The sequence below is a fragment of the Coprococcus sp. AF38-1 genome (assembly GCF_003603945.1).
GTDB classification, from domain to species: Bacteria; Bacillota; Clostridia; order Lachnospirales; family Lachnospiraceae; genus Coprococcus; species Coprococcus aceti.
In genome coordinates this window covers 86,714-108,332 of record NZ_QVGO01000003.1, presented here as the reverse complement: position 1 = coordinate 108,332, position 21,619 = coordinate 86,714, and the positions used below count along the sequence as shown (strand labels likewise).

The 21,619-nt window shown below is 42.1% G+C and carries 13 protein-coding genes; all 13 read right to left on the bottom strand.

Going from position 1 to position 21,619, the window contains the following annotated elements:
- Positions 1-21: 21 nt before the first annotated feature.
- Positions 22-1,134 (bottom strand): FtsW/RodA/SpoVE family cell cycle protein, encoded by a 1,113-nt coding sequence (locus DW025_RS05025; protein WP_242992592.1) that lies wholly within the window; start codon positions 1,132-1,134, stop codon positions 22-24.
- Between the two features lie 38 nt (positions 1,135-1,172).
- Positions 1,173-2,534, bottom strand: coding sequence for a UDP-N-acetylmuramoyl-L-alanine--D-glutamate ligase (gene murD, locus DW025_RS05020; protein WP_119999045.1), 1,362 nt, complete (start codon positions 2,532-2,534; stop codon positions 1,173-1,175).
- Positions 2,535-2,580: 46 nt separating this feature from the next.
- Positions 2,581-3,540 carry a phospho-N-acetylmuramoyl-pentapeptide-transferase gene (gene mraY, locus DW025_RS05015; protein ID WP_022217211.1) on the bottom strand — a complete coding sequence of 320 codons (960 nt, stop codon included), beginning with the start codon at positions 3,538-3,540 and terminating at the stop codon, positions 2,581-2,583.
- A gap of 70 nt (positions 3,541-3,610) precedes the next feature.
- Positions 3,611-5,356, bottom strand: a complete 1,746-nt coding sequence (locus DW025_RS05010) for a peptidoglycan D,D-transpeptidase FtsI family protein (protein ID WP_119999217.1) — start codon at positions 5,354-5,356, stop codon at positions 3,611-3,613.
- 189 nt (positions 5,357-5,545) lie between these two features.
- Positions 5,546-7,843, bottom strand: coding sequence for a peptidoglycan D,D-transpeptidase FtsI family protein (locus DW025_RS05005; protein ID WP_119999043.1), 2,298 nt, complete (start codon positions 7,841-7,843; stop codon positions 5,546-5,548).
- 37 nt (positions 7,844-7,880) lie between these two features.
- Positions 7,881-8,456 carry a hypothetical protein gene (locus DW025_RS05000; protein ID WP_015533169.1) on the bottom strand — a complete coding sequence of 192 codons (576 nt, stop codon included), beginning with the start codon at positions 8,454-8,456 and terminating at the stop codon, positions 7,881-7,883.
- Between the two features lie 27 nt (positions 8,457-8,483).
- Positions 8,484-9,419 (bottom strand): 16S rRNA (cytosine(1402)-N(4))-methyltransferase RsmH, encoded by a 936-nt coding sequence (gene rsmH / locus DW025_RS04995; protein ID WP_015533170.1) that lies wholly within the window; start codon positions 9,417-9,419, stop codon positions 8,484-8,486.
- Between the two features lie 19 nt (positions 9,420-9,438).
- Positions 9,439-9,891: a division/cell wall cluster transcriptional repressor MraZ gene (gene mraZ, locus DW025_RS04990; RefSeq protein WP_015533171.1), complete on the bottom strand. Its 453-nt coding sequence runs from the start codon at positions 9,889-9,891 to the stop codon at positions 9,439-9,441.
- 318 nt (positions 9,892-10,209) lie between these two features.
- Entirely contained in the window at positions 10,210-11,319 is a 1,110-nt protein-coding gene (gene lgt, locus DW025_RS04985) for a prolipoprotein diacylglyceryl transferase (RefSeq protein ID WP_119999042.1), read from the bottom strand.
- Positions 11,320-11,404: 85 nt separating this feature from the next.
- Positions 11,405-12,502, bottom strand: coding sequence for a redox-regulated ATPase YchF (gene ychF, locus DW025_RS04980; protein WP_055223899.1), 1,098 nt, complete (start codon positions 12,500-12,502; stop codon positions 11,405-11,407).
- A gap of 76 nt (positions 12,503-12,578) precedes the next feature.
- Positions 12,579-13,742 (bottom strand): tyrosine-type recombinase/integrase, encoded by a 1,164-nt coding sequence (locus tag DW025_RS04975; RefSeq protein WP_119999040.1) that lies wholly within the window; start codon positions 13,740-13,742, stop codon positions 12,579-12,581.
- Between the two features lie 63 nt (positions 13,743-13,805).
- Complete coding sequence (locus tag DW025_RS04970) at positions 13,806-14,015, bottom strand: excisionase (RefSeq protein WP_119999215.1); 210 nt, start codon at positions 14,013-14,015, stop codon at positions 13,806-13,808.
- A 92-nt stretch (positions 14,016-14,107) separates the two neighbouring features.
- Positions 14,108-21,619 carry a phage tail tape measure protein gene (locus DW025_RS04965; RefSeq protein ID WP_119999038.1) on the bottom strand — a complete coding sequence of 2,504 codons (7,512 nt, stop codon included), beginning with the start codon at positions 21,617-21,619 and terminating at the stop codon, positions 14,108-14,110.

The following is a 21,619-nucleotide window of genomic DNA, read 5'->3' as shown; positions in this document are numbered from 1 at the left end:
AATCTTCCTTTAAAGGATCTGTCATATGTCTGTTTCGTCATACGAAATTCCTCTGGATACGGACATCACTATCCCCATCTCCATCAGAATGAAAATTATCGAACTTCCGCCATAACTGACAAATGGCATCGGCACACCTGTCGGCGGAATGGTATTCGTGACAACACTCACATTTATCAGCAGTTGGACCGCCACATGTGCCATCACTCCCGCTGTGAGCATGCTTCCAAATCTGTCTCTGGCATTCATGGCCGTCACAGCCATCCGCCTAAGTAATATAAGAAAAATGATAAGTATAAATGCCGCTCCGACAATTCCGAGCTCCTCACACACAACTGAGAATATCATATCATTATGTGACTCCGGAATAAACCCCATCTTTTGGACACTTCTCCCAAAGCCCACTCCAAACAGTCCACCGGAACCAACGGCATATAACGACTGAACCGTCTGATAGCCATCTGCGTAATTCTCAGGATCAAGCCATATCTTGACTCTGTTCGCCCTGTAGCCTGCGAACATTATGAAAAGCACACTCCCGACAACACCAAATATACCGATCAGAACAAAATGTCTGACCCTGGGGCTTCCCACAAACAATATTACAAAAAGGATTGCAAAACAGATTATAGCCGTGCTGAGATTCTCCACACCGATCAGGGCTATGGTGATCACGGGCAGGATCATTACCTTTATAAGGCAGCCCGGTCTGCACAGATTTTTGCTCTCCACGGCAGTCCTCGCCGAGGTGTAGATTATGATCGCCGTCTTGGCATATTCTGATGGCTGAAATCCTATAGGTCCAATATATATCCATCTTGCTGACCCATGGCTGGCCGTTCCTATTATCAGCACCACCACCTGAAGAACAAGTGATGACAGCAAAATGACCGCAGACAGCCTGAGCAGTCGCCTGTAGTCATATCTTGACACTATGTACATGGCGAGGATCGCCAGCAACATATAAAGTGCCTGTCTTTTAAAAAAGTACATCTGATCTCCGTACAGGTCGTACGCCCTGTAACTGCTCGTACTGTATATCATGGCAAGCCCAAATATCAGAATCATCCCCAGCGCCAGGAGCATGGTCACATCCACATATCCTCCCGGACACCGTTTTCGTGCATCTCTCACTCTATCTTCTGAAACCTCAGGACCTCCATGCAATCAGATCACTCCTTATAGCTTCTTACATACTCCTTGAACATATCGCCTCTCTGCTCGTAGTTGTCAAACTGTCCCCAGCTTGCACATGCAGGTGAGAGAAGCACCGCATCTCCGTCAACCGCATTCTCATGGCAATATGCTACCGCATCCTGAAGATTCTCCTCAAATATAATTGAGTTAAATCCATGTCTCTTTGCACAGTCAGCTATCTTCTGCGCAGTCTGGCCTATGAGAACAAGCCACTTTACCTTGCCGTCAAACGCCTCTATCCACTCGTCGTACTCAGAACCCTTGTCGTAGCCTCCACCTATGAGGAATGTAGGAGCCACCATGGCCTGTATTCCCTTTATGGCTGCATCAGGGTTTGTTCCCTTTGAATCATTGTAGTATGCGACACCATCGACGGTGTCAACATATTCTATTCTATGAGCAACAGCCTTGAATGATGTTGCAACATCTCTGATAACATCAACAGGGACTCCCATATAATATGATATTCCAACTGCTGCCAGAACATTCTCAACATTGTGAGCTCCCATGAGCTTAAGATCCTTAATGGCAAGTACATTGATCTTCTTATCGCCATCCTCGAGGGTGATATCCCCATCCTCTACATATACTCCACCGGCCGGCTTCTCCAGTCTGCTGAAATATACTACATGGCAATGATCCTTTGCCTTCTCTCCCATGGCGCGTGTATGCTCATCATCATAGTTGATGACTGTCACATCATCCATGGTCTGATTCTTTGTTATTGAAAACTTTACATTTCCATAATTCTCAAATGTATAGTGCCTGTTCAGATGATCCGGAGTCAGGTTGAGTATTGCACTGACATTCGGATGAAAATCTATAACCGTCTCAAGCTGGAAACTGCTTATCTCTGCAACTGTATCTGAATCATCGTCTGTTGTGTCGCACAGCTCTGTGTAAGGTATTCCAATATTTCCCACAACGATGGTCTTGGCATTGTGTGCCTTGACTATCTCTCCCACAAGGGCTGTAGTTGTAGTCTTGCCGTTTGTTCCTGTTATGGCTGCTATCTTACCCTTACCATAATGGTATGCCAGCTCTATCTCACTCCAGATAGGTATTCCCGCATTTCTCACCACATCTGTAAATGGCGCATCAACAGGGATTCCCGGACTGATGACCATGAGCTGTGATGATGAGAGGGCATCCTCTCCAAGCTCACCGAGTTCTATCTGAACAAGCTCTGAATCGCCTGTCTTCTCCTTTATCGCCTCTATATCTCTGTCCTTGTTCTCATCGAACAGATAAACCTTTACTCCATGATTTACCAGAAGCTTGGTTGCACTGATTCCACTCTTTCCTGTTCCTGCTACTATCGCTGTATTGATCTCCATATCATTTCACCATGGTGCACCACTGCACCATTTTCTCCTTTCTACATTACAGAGCCAGTAAACCTACCACACAGAGGACTGCAGTCACTATAGAAAATATAGCAACGACCTTTGACTCAGGCCATCCCCCGAGCTCAAAATGATGATGTATAGGTGCCATTCTGAACACTCTCTTGCCTGTAAGCTTGAATGAAACAACCTGTATTATAACTGATAATACTTCAATGAAGTATATGAAAGCTATTATAACTATGAATATAGGCATCTTGAGCATATACGCTGTTGATGCAACAAATCCACCGAGTGCCAGAGAACCTGTGTCTCCCATGAATACCTTTGCAGGGTACACATTGTACACAAGGAAGCCAAGAAGACATCCAACCGCTGCGCAGGCAACCGGAGCAACACCTGAGTCTGTTCCCACTGCTACAACCGCAAAGAATGTGGCTATGAGAACCGTGACTGATGACGCAAGTCCGTCAAGTCCATCTGTGAAGTTCGCACCATTAACTGTTCCAAGCACGATGAAGAACAACAGTATCACATAGAGTGTGCTGTTGAGCTGAACCGTCTTGCCAAGGAATGGTATTATAAGCTCATTGTTGATATCTGAATACTTCTCTACATAATATGCAAATACTCCCGTAACGACAATCTGTCCGAGCATCTTCTGCCATGCGTGAAGTCCCATTGATCTCTTCATAACAACTTTGATGTAATCATCGATAAATCCGATAAGTCCAAATCCAAGTGTCACAAAAAGCACCGGAAGGACATCCGGATATTTCTTCATATAGATAAGCGTCGTGATCGTAAGTGACAGAAGGATTATAAGTCCACCCATGGTTGGTGTTCCGGCCTTCTTCAAATGTGCCTGTGGGCCGTCATCCCTGACAAACTGACCGAACTTGAGCTTCTTCAGGAACGGTATAACTATAGGGCACAGCACCACGCTGATACAGAATGCTATCACTACCGGTAAAACAATCTTTAAATCTAAATTCATTTTGTACTCCTTACCTGCCCGCACACCGCGGACTATGTATTTCTTAAACTGTTTTCAGACTGAGATAAATTTAATACTCATTTGTGGCTTTGTCAATTCCCAAATAGGGAAGAATATTCAAAAAAATATCTCTCACAACAGGGGCCGCTATGGTTCCTCCATAATATGTGCCCTCGGGCTCATCTATTAGCACGACCGTCAGGACTTGAGGATCATCCGCCGGCGCAAATCCTATAAAAGAAGATATGTATCTGCCTGTTCCTCTGGGAAGTTTCTCGCTCGTGGCGGTCTTTCCGCCTATCCTGCAGCCCTCTATGGCACACTTTGATCCGCCGCCCTCGGCAACGACTGCCTCAAGCATCTCCCGCATCTTCTGTGATGTCCCCTCATCTATAACCTGTCTCTGCTCGTCAAATTCAATGGCTGTAATAGTTTCTTTACTGCTGTCTATTATCCTTTTTCCCAAATGTGGAGTTACCGTATGCCCTCCATTCACAACCGTGCACACTGCAGATATGAACTGTATCGGAGTCACCTGGAATGACTGTCCAAACGACATGGTGGCAAGCTCTACCGGCCCGACATTTTCCTTCTTATGCATGATGGAGTTTGCCTCTCCGGGAAGGTCTATTCCGCTCTGACTGAACAATCCCAGCTTGTGATAATACTCGTACATGCCATCCACACCTGTTCTCTCTCCTATCTCCATAAACGCCGGATTGCAGGAATTCATGAGCGCCTCCTTAAGGCTCTGGCTTCCATGGCCCGTGGTCTTGCTGCACCTTATCCTTCTGTCCTCAACTATCTTATATCCCGGGCAGAAAAAGTTTGAGTTGCTGTCGACCGCTCCTTTCTCGAGTGCTGCCGTCAGTGTTATTATCTTGGCGGTTGATCCCGGCTCATATGTGTCGCTTATCAGATAATTTCTCCACATATTGTTCAGCTCATCCATATTACCGGCTGTAGGCAGCAACATGGATGTCCCGGATGCGCTGTTATTTCTCTCTGCATCTTCCCTTGTGTCTGTCTCTCCACCGTTCTCTGGCTTAACCAGTTTGAACGGTTCGTTCAGATTGTATTCCGGCACATCCACCATGGCATATACCTCGCCATTTTGGGGATTGATCGTTATTGCACACACCCTGTTTGCTTTTTTCTCGATCAGGACTTTCTCTGCAGCCTGTGTCACATATCTCTGTATATTGAGATCCAGTGTTGTCACGAGATCATTTCCGGAAATGGGCTCTGTCCTGGTTTCTGAATATTCCGCAAGCTCTATTCCCCTTGCATCCGTGACCGCATTTATGCTTCCATTTGTCCCTGTGAGCACACTGTCATATGTCACCTCAAGGCCCAGTATTCCCTGATTGTCAGCACCGGTGAAGCCTATAACCTTCGATGCAAGGGTATCATATGGATAGCTGCGCTTGTAATCCTCGTCCACCTTGATCCCCGGAACAGCAGCCGCCTTGATCTTTTTTCCGGTCTCCTTGTCTACATTTGTCGCTATGAGCTCCCTTGAGGATACCTTCTCCACCTTCTTCCTGATGTCTGCCGGATCCTTATCCAGATATCTTGTAAGAAGCTCTGTGACCTCCGCCTCATCCTCTATCTGGCTGTGTATCACGGATATTGAACACACCGCCTTGTTGTCCGCTATGATATTGCCATTTCTGTCGTATATCCTTCCCCTGGGAGCTTTTATGCTTCTCTCCCTCTCATGCAGGGAATCTGCTTTCTCACTATAGTATTCTCCCCTGTAGAGCATTATGTATGCAAGACGGCCAACTATAACTCCCAGCGCTAGGGCCGCCATAACGAACACAAACTTTATCCTCCGCCTGTTATAACTGTATACCTTCAACTCTTGATCCCGGACTTTTTTATTATCATATTAGCCGGATGCCTCATGTATTCGCCTATTCGTGTACAAATCCATCTCTGCATTAAAAAAGCACCGGAGGTGTATCTGCACCTTCGATGCTTTGGTTTACTGTGTAAATTATCATTCGCCGGAATAGTCCTCGTCACCGCTCCACGTATCCGTGTCATAGCCTGTTCCGCTGTCATCCTCCCATGTATCGTCCGCCGTATAACTGTCGTCTGCCGTATCGTCATACGACGTGTCATCCGCCGATGTGTCGTCGGTCGATGTATCATCCGCTGATGTATCTTCCGCTGATGTGTCCTCAGCAGCCGCATCCTCTGTTGCCGCCTCTGTATCTGCAGTCTCTGTATCCGTGTCAAATGCTGATGATAGCGGTTCCTCCGTTCCGTCATAAGCCACATCATCTCCGTTTGTTGAGTATACATTCAGGTATGGAAGGAGATCCTGCATAACCTGATTGAACAGCTTTGCTCCTGCTCCTGATCCTGACTGATCCTCAACATGAGGCTCATCAACTACAACGTAAAGCATGATCTGAGGATTCTCAACAGGGGTGAATCCTATGAATGACAGTACGTATTTTCCATTTCCTCGAGGAAGCTTCTCGGCTGTACCTGTCTTACCACCGATGGTGTAGCCCTCTATTCCAGCCGCATATCCTGTACCTTCCTCAACAACCGCCTGGAGGTATGTCTTCATGTAATCCGACACTTCCTTGGATATGGTCTTTCTGACAAGCACCGGATCCATATTCTCAACCACATTTCCGTCTGAATCCAGAAGTCTCTTGACAACATGTGGCACATAATAATTTCCGCCGTTTATTACAGAACAGAATCCCGCTGCCATCTGGATCATGGATGTTGTAACACCCTGTCCAAATGAAGATGTCGCAAGCTCTGTAGGATTAAGATTCTCCACATCGTACTTAATACCTGTCGTCTCACCTTCGAGATCTATTCCTGTCTTGGAACCAATGTTAAATATCACCTGATATTTGTCAAATGTCTCTGGTCCCTCCTTGTCCGCTATCTGCATCAATGCATCATTACATGAAACAGCCAGAGCTCTCTTGACGTCTACCATTCCGTGTCCTGCTCTGTAACTACAGTAAATAGGGCTCTCTCCCTCGACTACGACCTGTGAACCATCACAGAGGAATTCATCTCCGTCTGAGATCACTCCATCCTCCATGGCTCCCGCTATGGTAAATGCCTTGTATGTTGAACCCGGCTCAAACACATCACTTATACAGTAATTCTGCCATACATAGTTGAGTGCCTCATATAACTGGTCTGATGTAAATCCATCTATCGTGCTATGGAACTCTTCATCCGACATCTTTGAGAAATCGTATTCCACTTCCTCAGTCTTTACATTCTTCTGTTCGGTGGTCGCTTCTGTGGATGATTCTGTGGTAGTGCCATCCTCGCTGCTCTCCGTTGTTGCTGTTGTATTTTTCTTTGCACTCTCAACGCTTATCAGGCTGTCCGCATTCTCATCTGCACCCTCGATCTCAACCTCCTGGGTGACGGTGACTGTCATGTTCCTGAGCGCCTGTGTGTTCATCGGGTCATTTGGATCGTAGGTACGTGAGCTTGCCATTCCAAGTATCTCGCCATTGTTTGGATCCATTGCTATGATACCTATCTGCTTAGCACCTGTATTCTGCATATACTCAGTGATGTTGTCCTCTATAATCTTCTGTATATTCATATCTATGGTGGATACTACTGTCTCACCATTCTGGGCTGCCACAGTCTCCGAGTCAACGCCGCCTAATCCCGACATATATCTGTAAGTCTTGCCATCCACACCGTTTAAGTAGTCATTATAATAGCCCTCAATACCACCCTGTCCAACATTTCCGCTGGCGGTGTATCCGAGCAGGTGACACGCCAGAGATCCATTTGGGTAATTTCTCTTATACACCGTCTCGAATCTCACTCCTATGACATCTGCGCCCTCATCGGTCTTACAGTAATCCTCAAATGCCTTAACCTTTGTATATGGAAGATCCTTGAGGACTACCTCATAATAAGAATCCTCATTTGCAATGTGCTTGTCAAAATCGTCTCCTGACACATCGAAATACTCCAGCACCGCAGCTCTTGTTGCCGCCTTTCCCTTCTCCGTGATCAGAATATTCACAGGCTCAAGTATCAGGCTGTAGGTCTTCTCACTGTTTGCAAGGACATTTCCATTTCTGTCCAGTATCTCGCCTCTCTCATACGGAATATCCGTGGAATTGTAGTCCATCTGCAGAACCACAGCCTCCGAATACTCCTTTCCATTTGCCACGTTGATGTACACAACTCTTATGGTGAGTGCCACCAGAACTCCCACCACCAGCAAATATGCGATCTTGGTCTTTCTTCTCATTCCTTTTAAAAATAGCTTTGATCTCTTTGACATTTTATCTTTCCACCTTAAAAATTAAATATCCCTAAGACTACTTGGCCTTAGGGACATCCTTGTACTGTACTACGTAATCATCATTATTCTGTGAATAGTATAATGTTTGTCCCGGCTGTGAGTATACCATGCCGAGCTTAGTAGTTGCAATATTATATATCTCATCCAGATCTGTCATGGAATCAAGTCCTGCGCTGTAGCTTGCATTCTCGTCAAGCTGTGTTGCCACCTGGCTCTTCAGCGTTGCCACTGACTCCTTCTGTGACTTGACATCTGATGTAAGTTTCAGAAGATAACAGCACAGCGCCACCGCAACGATTATCGCAGCAACCATGCCCGCCGTATATCTTATTTGTGCATTTGTAACTGCCTTTCTCTGTGCCTTTCTGGCTGCAAGCTCTCGTCTCTCTCTGTCAGTCAGATGAGATGATCCCTGTTTCTTTCTTCGCGCCGGCTGTGGAGCTCTCTCAGGTCTCACTGAAGGCTGTGGTCTTCTCGCCGGAGCGGCTGAGCCTCTGACTACAGCTTCGCGGGATCTGTTACGTCCAGCCCGGTCATCATAATTCAGTTGTCTTGCAGAACTACCCTCTGTGTAGTATCTTCTATCTGCCATCTATATCGCCTCTTTCATTTATATCTGTCAAATTGCCTCAAACACTCTGAGCTTTGAGCTCTTTGATCTGGAATTCTCCTCAAGCTCCCTTTCTCCCGGTATGATCGGTTTCCTCGTTATCACCTTGCCGAGAGGCTTTCTTCCGCATGTGCACACCGGAAAGTTCGGTGGACAAATGCATGGATTTTCATTTTTCCTGAATGCTAGCTTCACTATCCGGTCCTCAAGGGAATGGAATGTGATGATACACAATCTTCCTCCCGGATTCAGGCTTGCTATCATGCCGTCTATTGAATCCCTGAGCACATCAAGCTCTCTGTTAAGCTCTATCCTGATCGCCTGAAATGTCTGCTTGGACGGATGTCCCTGTCCATTCCTCGCCTTTGCCGGTATGGAGCCACGGATTATATCGTTGAGCTCTTCGGTGGTCTCTATCACCTTGTTCTCACGGTACTTGCAAATGTGGTATGCAATACTCTTTGCATATCTCTCCTCTCCGTAATCCTTAAGTATACGGAACAGCTCAGCCTCGGAATAATCATTGACTATATCCTTTGCAGTCTTTGTCTGCCTGTTGTCCATCCTCATATCCAGTGGAGCATCAACCCGATATGTGAATCCTCTATCCGCATTATCGAGTTGATATGAAGACACTCCCAGATCAAGGAGTATCCCGTCCACCTTCTGTATGTTCAGTTCATCCAATATTCTTCTGAAATTCTGGTAATTATCCCTGACTATGGTCACCTTATCCCCATACGGCTCAAGTCTCTTCGACGCTGCAGCTATGGCATCCTCATCCTGGTCGATACCTATAAGCCTGCCGCCCTCACCAAGCCTCTTCACAATCTGCTCTGAGTGTCCGGCTCCCCCTAATGTGCCATCCACATAGATGCCATCCGGCTTGATATTCAGGTTGTCGATGGTCTCCTCAAGCAAGACCGACTTGTGCGCAAATTCCATAATCAATTACCATTCTCTTCTAAAAACTAAAATCAAGTGCATCAAGCTCATCTGCAAGCTCGTCCATGCTGGCCTGATTATCACTCATGTTCTCAGGGCCATCCCACTCTTCCTTGCTCCAGATCTCCGCTTTCTCACCGTTACCGATGACATACACATCCTTGTCTATATGAGCATATTCTCTCTGCTTCGGAGATAGAAGTATTCTTCCCTGTGCATCCGGCTCACACTTGACCGCTCCGGCAAGAAAACCTCTCTTGAAGGCTCTGGCCGTTCTGTTGGTCATAGGAAGCTTGTTCAGCTTCTCAACGAACTCCTCCCACTCTGTCATTCCATATACATAGAGACAGCAGTCGATTCCTTTGGTTACCATGAATGACTCCCCGAGTTCCGAACGAAGTTTTAATGGCATGATCAGTCTTCCTTTTGCATCAAGCTTATGTTCATATTCACCTGATAAGCATCTGGACATCCCGATCTCCTCCTTTCGTATAACTCCGGTTCAATCACCACTTTCCACCACTTTGTTGCACAGTAATGCCACTTGTAACCACTATTCTATACTATAGCCCCCCAAATTGCAACCCTGTTATATGAAAAAAGTGTGTGCAAATACGCAAAAAAGCCTGTAGATCTAACAGTTTTCACTGTCAAACCTACAGGCTTTTTATGGTGGAGACAAATCCCAGTTTTTTCCCATTTCGTGGGGGATATCTCCACCTTGTGGGTATTTATCTGTATTGTCTCCCTGTTATATTATTTTTATTGCCACTTTTTCTGCGCTGAAATGCTATTTTGTGGCATCTTTGTCATCTTTCTTTTTTTCTCCAGCGTCATCTGATCCACCACTGGTCTCCACTTCTGTACCGGCAGCGTCTGCTTCACCACTGGTCTCCACTTCTGTATCCGCAGGATCACATTCGCCACTAATCTTCACTTCTGTGCCAGCGGCGTCTCCCATCACTGCAGCAGGCCAGCCACGCTTGGCACATCTTACATAATTTATGACAAGCAGTACCACGGCAGTTACAAAGCATACAAGTGCAAGCGCCTGGGATACCTTGATCCCTGTATTGCCGATCATCAGGGAATCACTTCTGAGACCTTCGACGATAAATCTTCCGAGTCCGTATCCTCCCACATATATAAGAGCGAACTCTCCTTTGAATTTCTTGTGCTTTCTATATATAAATAAGAACACAAGCAGCATAAGATTCCATAAGGACTCATACAGGAATGTCGGATGGACCGTTATGCAATCCATGCCGTCTATATTCACCACATTATCCAGCATCTTCTGTGTGATGACACCGGTTCTCTCCAGATAGTCAAGATTGCCATCAGATCTGTAGTAATCAAGCGGAATCGCCATGGCCATCTTACTGTTCGTATATGCGCCAAATGCTTCTCTGTTGAAGAAGTTTCCAAATCTTCCAAGTATCTGTCCGATCAGTATTCCAAAAGTGGCTGTATCCGCCATGAGTACAAAGCTGACTTTTCTCACCTTGCAGAATATTACCGCCGTGATGACTCCCGCTATGATTCCACCATATATGGCAAGTCCACCGCCTCTGATGTTCAGCATGGCTTTGATAGTGGCTCCCACATCACCCTGCACTATATACTGATCAAGTCTGAACAAAATGTAGTAAAGTCTTGCTCCAAGTATGGCCGGAATGATAAGTATAAGTATAAAATCCAGATACATTTCCGGATTCTGTCTTGTTCTCTTTGCCTCGTTGGTGACAAGTACATATGCCAGCAGGAATCCTATCATGATGATGATCCCGTAGAACCTCACCTCAAAGCTTCCTATATTGATGTGGTCACCTATGTTTCTGAGGGTTATCCCAAGGTTCGGAAAGAATATGCTTCTAAAATATTCTGATATCTGAGACATATTATTACATCCTCCTATATTCTATTGTGAAGCAGATGCAATCTGATCTTATCCGCACTACATCTGTGTCATCACAAAGATTATTTTATACATTAAACTTGAAGAGTATAACATCTCCATCCTCAACCACATATTCCTTGCCTTCCTGTCTTACAAGGCCCTTCTCCTTGGCAGCAAGCATGCTTCCGCAGTCCATGAGATCCTTGTAGCTGACAACCTCCGCCTTGATAAATCCTCTCTCAAAGTCTGAGTGAATCTTGCCAGCTGCTCCAGGTGCCTTCGTTCCCTTCTTGATGGTCCATGCCCTTGACTCTGTCTCTCCGGCTGTCAGATAACTGATAAGACCAAGAAGTGAGTAGCTTGCCTTGATAAGCTTGTCAAGACCAGACTCTTTTACTCCAAGATCCTCGAGAAACATCTTCTTCTCCTCATCATCAAGCTCTGCCAGCTCCTGTTCTATCTGTGCACATACTACAAATACCTCTGCATCGAAGTCCTTTGCGTATTCCTTTACCTTCTGCACGTTCTCATTTGAAGCGCCATCGTCCGCAATGTCTTCCTCGCCTACATTTGCGGCAAATATTACAGGCTTCCATGTGAGAAGGTTATATTCCTCTATCCACGCCTGCTCGTCCTCATCTGCGACCTCTATGGTCTTTGCAAGCTTACCATCCTCAAGGTGAGCCTTGATCCTCTGCTGGAAGTCAAGCTCCTTCGCAAGCATCTTGTCATTTCTTGCACCTCTGATGGTCTTGGCGATCCTTCTGTCGAGCACCTCTATATCTGAGAAGATCAGTTCCAGATTGATGGTCTCTATATCTCTGATCGGGTCTACGGAACCGTCAACGTGGATGACATTTGTATCCTCAAAGCATCTTACAACGTGAACTATGGCATCAACCTCTCTGATATTTGCAAGGAACTGGTTTCCAAGTCCTTCACCCTTTGATGCACCCTTTACAAGGCCCGCTATATCTACAAATTCTATAACAGCAGGTGTTGTCTTGGCTGAGTTGTACATCTCTGTGAGCTTGTCCAGCCTCTCATCCGGCACTGCAACGATTCCTACGTTTGGATCTATTGTACAGAACGGATAGTTAGCTGATTCCGCTCCTGCCTTTGTAAGTGAATTGAAAAGTGTACTTTTTCCCACGTTTGGGAGTCCTACGATACCTAATTTCATATCTTAATATACCTATTCGAAAATCCTTTGTTTTCAAGGGTTTTCGCCTTTCTATGTTATTTTACTACACAATTTACTACACAATTTTTAAGGCTTTTTCTATCTTTTCGACTTCCTTTACCTTTTCATCTTCTGTCACATGGACATATAAATTCATGGTAATTCCTACATTAGAATGCCCTAATATTACTTGCAAGGTTTTAGGACGCATATTCGCCTCGATACACCTTGTAGCCATTGTGTGCCTTAATACGTGCATTGAGAAACGAGGAATACCAGCTTTATCACATAACTTAAATAGTGTGGTATCATATGCGGAATTTTTTGTAGGTTCGCTTTTTCGATTCAAAAACACAAACTCTGAAAAATCCATATTGATAACTTTAAGACTTCTCACTTTTTCTTTCTGTGCTTTTAATAATCGGATTGCTTCTTCTGTCAAAGGTACATCTCGATACCCAGACTTGCTCTTTGGCTCACCTATTCTCCACTCACCTACAGAATGCCGATACTCCATTGATCTTTGAATATGTACTACCTTTTTCTCAAAATCAATATCAGACCATTTAAGACCAATCATTTCTCCTGTTCTTAATCCAGTCTGTAATACAAATGCAAACTGATTGTAATTGCTACAGTCTTTCGCTACTTCCAAGAACTTCTTCTGTTCTTCTACTGTCAACGCCCTTACTTTCTTTGGTTCTTTACCAATATTGTACTTGACTGCTTTTGTTACTGGGTTCTTTAGTATAACATCGTTCTCAACTGCATCTGAAAACATACAATACAACGCAATTCTTGTCTGATAGATTGTTGAAGTCCTATAATTATCCTTCATCTGATTCAGAACATTTTGACAATGCATCGGTTTTACATCTGATAAAATCATATTTCCTATACAGTCTTTAATGTTGTGTTCAAACCTTTCTCTATAATTTCTTATTGTGTTAGGTCTGATACTATCACCTTTTATATTTTCAAGCCAATACTCAAACCAAGCTGTGACTGTCATATCACCACAAGCATTGATTCCACCATGTTCATCCTCGAACCTAGCGTCTGCATACCAATTACGGCATTCTTGTAACTTTAGAAAATATCTCTGAACGGATTTTCCTGTACGTTTGCTGACAAATCTAGCTGTGTATAATCCGTCTTTTCGCTGGCATATTCCTACACCAAGCTCTCTTCCTTTTAAATCTTTGCCCGTAAAATCAACTCCTTTCTGCTGTGTAAGCATAAAGAGTTTGATACAATCTATTATTATATCATAAGTTCTGCAATTTTGAAACTACCAAAATTTTTATAATTCAATGCTCTTTGATATATACTGCTCAAACTCTTTTCTCTTTACCAATTTTTTATTTCCTACATAAAGTACAAAATTGCACTTCGGTTGTTTTAATAACTCTTCAATTCTGTTAATTCCTATATTTGAATATGCTGCTGCCTCTTTAATTGTCATATTAAGTTTTAGCCAAAATGGCATTTTTAAATTTTTTTCATTTGTCATATATTTTTTTACCCCTATATTTATTTGAAACATAAGAAAAGACCAGGCAGATATAAAATCTTCCTGATCTTTACTATGTATTATCTATCCAATTACCATCTCTTCACGCTCTGAGAGTTATATCCCTTACTGAGACTACCAATGGTATCTTCCTTAATCATACTACGAACTCCACCTGTATTGTTTTTTATGATATCTTTTATTCCATTAGCAAGCTGTTTTGGATCTTGAACACCCTCAAGCTTAATATCACCAATAGAGATATTCACATCATTATCCATCTTGTTATTTACAGGCACACTCGGCATACTAAACGCTGTACCAGTATACATATTCTTATATGCCATAGGATTTTGGGCAAATTCCATCAGAGTTTTAGCCTGTTCAGCAGTGAATATCATATCACCTTGTCCAACAGATTTCAGAACACCCTTAGACACATCATACTGTAACTCTGTACCATTTTCACCTAAGTTGGCAATCATGTCATAAGGAATACTATCAGAACCCTTCTTGAACCCCTTGATACCTGACCTGTGAAGTGTCTGATAAAAAGCAGAATTTGTAGCAGATGAGAAGTTACTAAATCCAATCTTCTTAGCTAACTCTGTCCACTTAGATGTAGGAAGAATCTTCTTACCCCAATTGCGGTAGAGTACCTTATTCAAATTACCATACTTGCTAACATCCTGTTTCGCAACAACAATGTTCTTCTTCAAAAAGTCATTAACCCACTTTTTCTGTGAAGTTGATAATACTTTACCGACAGGAGCTGTGCTGTTTTTATTGGTTGTGGTATTATTGTATGCAGGAGAAATCTTATTGGTTGGATTATCAATTCGACTAATTAATTTATTGGCATCAATTTTCACATCTGTAGAAGATCCAGAAGATGAACCGCTATTAGAATTGTTCAGAATATTATTCTTAACTTCTTCTTTTGTCGCTTCATCTATCTTGTCCTGCTGTGTAGTTTCAGCGTCACGATCGTATTTAGCCCAAGCCCTCTCCATAAAACTCTGAATATCACTTACAACATTACCAGTGCTCTCAGATATTTTACCATCAGCAGATACATTGTTGAATGAATCAGTTGCGACATACTGTATCTTTTCCATGAGACTTGTGATTGTCTCATTGTTCCAGTGACTATCAATGTTTTCTATAAGTTGGCTGAAATTATCGTCCAAATTCTTGATTATATCCTGAATACTGTCATCCAAATCAGTCTGGAAATCAGAGAGCATATCCTTCGTTGAAGATATGAGCTTATCATACTGTGTATCTTTGAGATCCTTTTCAGCATCCTTGAGAGACTGGTTAAGCTCCTGGGCTTTTGCTCTAGTCTCTTCAGATGTATCGCCTGAAAGAGCAACCAACTGTTTACGAAGATCTGAAAGAGTCTTAGTCTTTTCAGAAATATTATTTGCATAATCGTAAGCATCTTTTTCTGAATCCAGAAGGTCATTAAATTTATCAATAAGGTCTGAGATGTGATTTTTCAAGGCATCGTAACCCGATTTCATCAAATCAATGGTCGCCCACTTTTCGTCTTCAGCACCCTTCACACAGTCCTGATAAGACTTGACCAATTTCTCTTTCTGGTCAATTAGCTTCTGATTGTATGGATCATTAGCCAACTTCTTGTTGATACTCTCAATCTCGGCATAATACGTTTCCGCATTTTTCTTATATGCTTCGTAGTTGGATATATGAAGTCCAGCGACAGCATTACCCTCAGAGGTTAATCCACCAGTATCATCAGAAGTCAAATCTCTACGAGATAATTCATCAATAATGAAGTTATTCTCATCTATCAGGTTCTGAACCTTATTTGCCTGTTCATCAATTCTATCCCAGTGTACTTGCATAATTTGATTATTATATTCAGCAAGCGATTTAGTTGCTTCGTCAATGGAATTGGTCACATCGTCTATCTGTGATCTCATTTCGTACCATTTTTCGCTCTTATAGGCAACATCACCATTCTTAACTGCATTATTTAATTCCTTGACGAGATCTGTACGTTTCTGAATCAAATTACTTCTACTTGACTCTTCATTCTTTACTAATTTACTATACCAAGTAGCAGAAGCACCATTGCCACGTTCCTCAAGTATAGACATATTATTATTCAGCTCAGTTGCAGTCTGGTCATACTGATGACGCTTATTGTCATACTCGGTTGAGATGTTAGAAAACTTCTGTGAAGCAATTTCTGCTCTCTGAGCAATCTGTGTCTGCTTATCTATCTCAGCTTGTGCCTTAGTCTGGTTATATGATTCAAGAGCATTATTATAGTTAATACAAGAATCAAGGAAAGTTCTAGTAATATAACCCTTCTTATAATACTCTGATAACTTAGCAATAGTAGAAGCCGCTATAATCTTACCGTTTTTTGCCGAAGATCTTGCGTCATTAACATATTTGTTTACAGTTGCACGATTCTTTGTAGACAAACTGTTATAGCTTGTGCCCTTAGCAGACTTGGACATACTACTTCTAGCTGATTTTCTAGCCTTATCATATGCGTCTTGCTCATTTTTGTCATGAGTAACAATAGTACCATATCCCGACTTCTGCTTGTCGAGATAGCTATTCTTATCCTTTGCCGAAACTGCATTGGATGACTTGGTACTATTAAAGTCCATAGCATCATTTGTAGCATCATCAAGATTTTTGTACTTATCTGCTATATTGTTGTACTTTTCAGCATTATTTGCAGCAAATGCTGTAGTGTACTCTTCTCTAGCAGTCTGAAGGTTCTCAATGCTGAGATTATACATGTACAGTCTGTTATAAAGAGTAGAGTTCTTCTTTGCCACAATAGCAAGTAATGAATCTGGAATAGCAACACGCTTCTTAATATAACCCTTGATAGAGTTAAGTGTAGCATTGTACTTTGTATTCTTCTTAATCTTGCCCTTGTTCAAGGCAGAAGTAGCACTCTTAGCAAATTTATTGACATTACTGTTCGCTAACTTGGCAGCCGTATAATATGCACTGTTCTTTGTATTTAGGACAGAATTGTTATATCCAAGCGATGAGTTCTTGGCTGTAGCCGTATTTTGTACACCGCCTGTGGCAATAGTCTGCTTTGTCTCGGCGATAGACACTGTAGCATCTCTCTGTGCATCAGATACCTTTTTGAGATCTTCAGCGTATGTTCTGAGAGAGTCATGAAGTGTCTGCATAGCAGTAGTGCAGTCTTTCGCCTTATCTATCCAATCTTTATAGGTCGATATAACTGTCTGAATATCAGAGCTGTATCTTGAAATATTGATTGAACCATCAGAAACACGAGTCTTAATCTCTTTGGCAAGTTTCTTGTTTATTGCACCAAGACTGATTGCTTTGTTGAGATAACTATTTGCCGTATTAAGATACTTATCTCTACCTTTCTGCTCTGTATACATCTTTGTGTATGTATTACCCACAGCAGACATATAGTTAACTGTAGCAGAAGAGTATCGCTTATCATTTAGTTTTGATTCCGCTTTGGATATATTGGAGTCGATTTTCTTTTGGAGTCTGTCTAGGCGAACTTCAATCCAATCGAAGAATTTAGATGCATAATCGGAGAGTTTATCGAATGCAGTCTTTGCAGTGGATGAACTGCCTCCACCTCCACCACCTGAAGTTCCACCACCTGAACTACCATGCGAATTAACAGATGCACCGCCAACGGAAGTTTTGACAAGGCTCTTCATGGCATTAAATGCATTATTTAAAGCCTCTGACTGTTGAGCTCCCGCAGTTCCTGTAGCTTTAAATGTACCATCAGGATTCATTACACTATTTTTTATACTCTGGAATGTCTTAATAGCCTGTGTTGCAAGATCAAGTCCTTTACACAAATCCATTAAGTTCTTAATATCACCATCAGTTGTAAGAGTAGGGTTATTTAATTTCTTCACTGCAAGTAAAGCAAGAGCCTGTGAACTTACGCCTGACTGATTTGCTTCGTTTGCAAGCTGAATTATCTCACCAGCAGTCGCATTTGAGAATAATTCTGTAGCATTGGTAGTATCAATCTTTGTGCCATGTAAACTAAGACCAGCCTTAACAGCTTCCTCTGTAGCTATCTTTTCTTCGCCCAAATTCTTTGCAAGAGCAGCTTCGACAACGGCGGCAGAATTAGTCACTCCCATGTTATCAAGCTGTGACTCATAATATGCTCTATTTGTCTCGTTGAGATTAGACAGCACGGATTCACTATTGACGTATTCCGTGGCTAATTCATTGGCAACTTTCTGGCAGTCTTCCATTGATGATGAAGCATCGCCAAGAATAGTAGAAAATTTCTCCCATGTGTTTAGTCCTTTGATTGTTGCGTCAAAACCTGATAAATCATCTACGCTTACTAATCCATCAGAAGCCTTTGTACCAAGTGCATCAGTTATTGACTTGATATTTTTGGACATTGCACCAAGCTGTGAGTTTTTATCAGACAAACTATTGATGTACTTCACGGCATTTTCTGCTGAAACACCTAGTCCATCAAAGTAATTCTCCGCACCATCAGTAGCTTTGAATGTATCTATGGTTAATTCGCCTTTATCTGCAAGGTCTTGAAGGTCATCTGCTACACCCTTTGTCGCATCATCTGTTGACGCTTTGAGCTGTTCCCATGCTGATGATAGGGTGGTTGGTATTATATCTATGGAATTTTCATCAGCTTGATTTTGTAACTGAGTTAATAGATCTGCTAACTGTTCCTTTGTGTACGTCTTCACATCGTCAGGAAGTTTAGCGTTAATTAGAAGTGTTCTATCATCGTCACTTAATCCATTGACAAATGAATCCACTGTAGAATTTTTCTTTGCATCTTCTGCACCTGAAGGGTTTAATTTGTACCCTAATCGCTCCTTTAAAGCATTTATATCATCTTGATACTGCTGTAATTCTTCATCAGAAATCGTGCCAAATTTCACTCTTATCTCTATCGGAGCAGAACCGCTTATCTGATTATATACATCTTGGAATACATCACCAGCGTTTGATATTCCTTCTGCTGAATCTTCGGCTGACTTTTTCGCAGTCAATAGATCTTTTTCAGCGCCCTCAACGCCAGTACCATCTTCAAGTGCTTGATTATATTTGTCTACTGCATCAGTAAGATCACTATATGCTTTTCTGGTGTTATCATCTTTGAGTATTTCTGCCTCTGTATAGTTCTTGATACTCTCTTTTGCTTTGTCTATTTTATCCTGGTCGAATAAATCATCAGAATTTATAGTTTCTGTAATACCATCTTTGAATTTTTCGACTGCTGGATCATCTTTTATTTTTGAAAGATCTGTATAAAAATCTACAAGCTGATTATATATCTCCTCTCTCGTTCCCTGATTAAACTGAATTCCAAATGTATCACCATCTATCAGATTCAATTTATCATATTTCTTCAATAATTCAGGAATCTTAGAGTTAGCTATATCACCATCATTCAAATCAGCTTTTCCAGTTCCCCATGGCTTATGTGTTGCACCAAAGCTCACATAGTCTGTTAATTTCTCATTTAGATAATTCTTATCTGATTCAACATTGTTTGCTTGTTTAGCAATGTACTCTTCAGCCTTACGCTTAGATATTGTTTCAAGCTTTGAAATCTGTTCATCGTACTTGCCATTAACAAGATCAATACCTTCAGCTTCATTGCCAAATGTCTCTATTAACTTATCCTGAATATCTTTTAATTGAGATTTAACATCATTAACCTCAGATATTGATAATGTATTATCCTGTAACTTTTTATTGTATTCATCGTATTTTGATATAGCATCATCAATAGCTGATTTTTCATCATTCCATGTTTGATTTAATTCTTCAGAAGCTTCTTTCATCTTCTGCTCATGTTCTTCCACGGATGACTTATATTTCTGCCATATCATCATACCAGCAGATACAGCAGTCCCTATCATTCCTATAGGATTAGATTTGATAATTGTCCATAGACCACCTAACGCATTCTTTGCAGACGTTGTTGATGCTGTTAGACCAGTTGTAGACCTTGCAAGCCCCCACGTCTTTAACTGCAATTCAGCTTCTTTTTGTGAAAGTCCACTTGCCATCAATAACTGCTGTCTTTGCGCCTGAGTCAATGCTTTGGACGACACGACCATTTTCAGTTGACTCTTGGATAATCCATTTGTGAGAAGTAATAGCTTGTCAAAATTCTTGACCGATACTCTGCTTTTTCCCACAATATCCATAGCGTTCTTGAACTTGTTCAGTTCAATATACGCCTCATGTATACCTGTCTTAAAAGTCACAAAGGCTTTTATACCCATAACAGCCCCAAGACCAGATAGTGTACCTTTTAACGCTCCTGTCTTGTCTATGAATTTAACAAGTGCTGTTGTTGCTTCAATGATGCTGCTGTACACTTTGCTCATGTCTGAATCAAGCACCATCGACTCAAACGAAGCTTGAAGAGTATTTGTTTTTGCTTCAAGACTTTCCTTATATGAATTATTGAACTTGTCTATTGCAGTTCCAGCACTATTTGCTGAAACCTCTGTATATTGTAATGCTTTGGAATAATTATCGAAAAGAGAAATCAATTTGTTGTACTGATATGTACCTGCCATTGCAGTAGCCACAGCCCTTTGTGTTACTCCATCAAACGACTTCCACTTACTACCAACTTCATCAAGGATTTTCTCACTACTTAGAAATTGACCATTTGTATCTCTCATAGATATACCGATTTTATTTAAAACTTTTTCGGTATCATTTAGACTTTCTCCTGTTTCCTCGTCAATGAATTTACCAGCTTTAATCTGGTTCATACGAGAAAAAACAGATTTAAACATATTTCCGACAGACTCATCACTTGCCTGAGTTACCTCTTTTACTGTACTTATCATACCAATAAGCTTGTCCATGCTCACTCCTGCCATTGAGGCAGCAGATGCGGTTCTTGACATTGACTCAGCCAGACCACCAGCATCTGAAGCGGATTCCATGTCAACCGCTGTTAATTTATCGACTATATCAATAGCCTCAGAAGCACTCTTCTTATAGCCGTTAAGAGCAGATGTTAAATATTCACTGGCTTTTGCACTCTCTATCTGTCCAAGTTTAGACAGTATCATTGAATCATATACAAGATCACCAGTCTCTTTTACTGACTTGCCCTGTCTGAGCCATGAATCAGCAGACTGAGCAACTTCTTTTGTTGTTGCACCTATACTCTGAGCTTGAAGATTCAATTGTTTCAAATAATTAGCTGCTGTATCTCTTCCCTGTCCTTGTGCAACTGATAAATCGGTGACCGCCTTATCCATATCAACAATAGCAGTTTTTGCATCACTTGCAGCACTCTTAACAGCTTTCAATGTGGCAAGATACGCCGTTACTGCCATCTTATTACCTGAAAACGTCTCACCTACAGACTTCTTTAGCTTACCAAATACTGTCTGTGTATGAGTGGCTTCGTAAGCTAACTGCTCCAAGTCTCTAGTTGCTTTCTTGGAGCCAGAATTTGAAACATCTACATCGACCTTATATTTCTTTTTGGATAACTGTTCCATCTGCTTTTTGAATTTGGTATCTTCAAGTTGCGCTTGAACTTTAACCCAAAACTCATTCATTGAACCCAT

Bases quoted from the DNA above. Each gene is read 5' to 3' on its own strand.
- DW025_RS05000 (WP_015533169.1), bottom strand. From the start codon at position 8,456: ATGGCAGATAGAAGATACTACACAGAGGGTAGTTCTGCAAGACAACTG.
- DW025_RS05010 (WP_119999217.1), bottom strand. From the start codon at position 5,356: ATGGCGGCCCTAGCGCTGGGAGTTATAGTTGGCCGTCTTGCATACATA.
- rsmH (WP_015533170.1), bottom strand. From the start codon at position 9,419: ATGGAATTTGCGCACAAGTCGGTCTTGCTTGAGGAGACCATCGACAAC.
- DW025_RS05005 (WP_119999043.1), bottom strand. From the start codon at position 7,843: ATGTCAAAGAGATCAAAGCTATTTTTAAAAGGAATGAGAAGAAAGACC.
- lgt (WP_119999042.1), bottom strand. From the start codon at position 11,319: ATGTCTCAGATATCAGAATATTTTAGAAGCATATTCTTTCCGAACCTT.
- DW025_RS04975 (WP_119999040.1), bottom strand. From the start codon at position 13,742: ATGCTTACACAGCAGAAAGGAGTTGATTTTACGGGCAAAGATTTAAAA.
- ychF (WP_055223899.1), bottom strand. From the start codon at position 12,502: ATGAAATTAGGTATCGTAGGACTCCCAAACGTGGGAAAAAGTACACTT.
- mraY (WP_022217211.1), bottom strand. From the start codon at position 3,540: ATGAATTTAGATTTAAAGATTGTTTTACCGGTAGTGATAGCATTCTGT.
- DW025_RS04970 (WP_119999215.1), bottom strand. From the start codon at position 14,015: ATGACAAATGAAAAAAATTTAAAAATGCCATTTTGGCTAAAACTTAAT.
- DW025_RS04965 (WP_119999038.1), bottom strand. From the start codon at position 21,619: ATGGGTTCAATGAATGAGTTTTGGGTTAAAGTTCAAGCGCAACTTGAA.
- mraZ (WP_015533171.1), bottom strand. From the start codon at position 9,891: ATGTCCAGATGCTTATCAGGTGAATATGAACATAAGCTTGATGCAAAA.
- murD (WP_119999045.1), bottom strand. From the start codon at position 2,534: ATGGAGATCAATACAGCGATAGTAGCAGGAACAGGAAAGAGTGGAATC.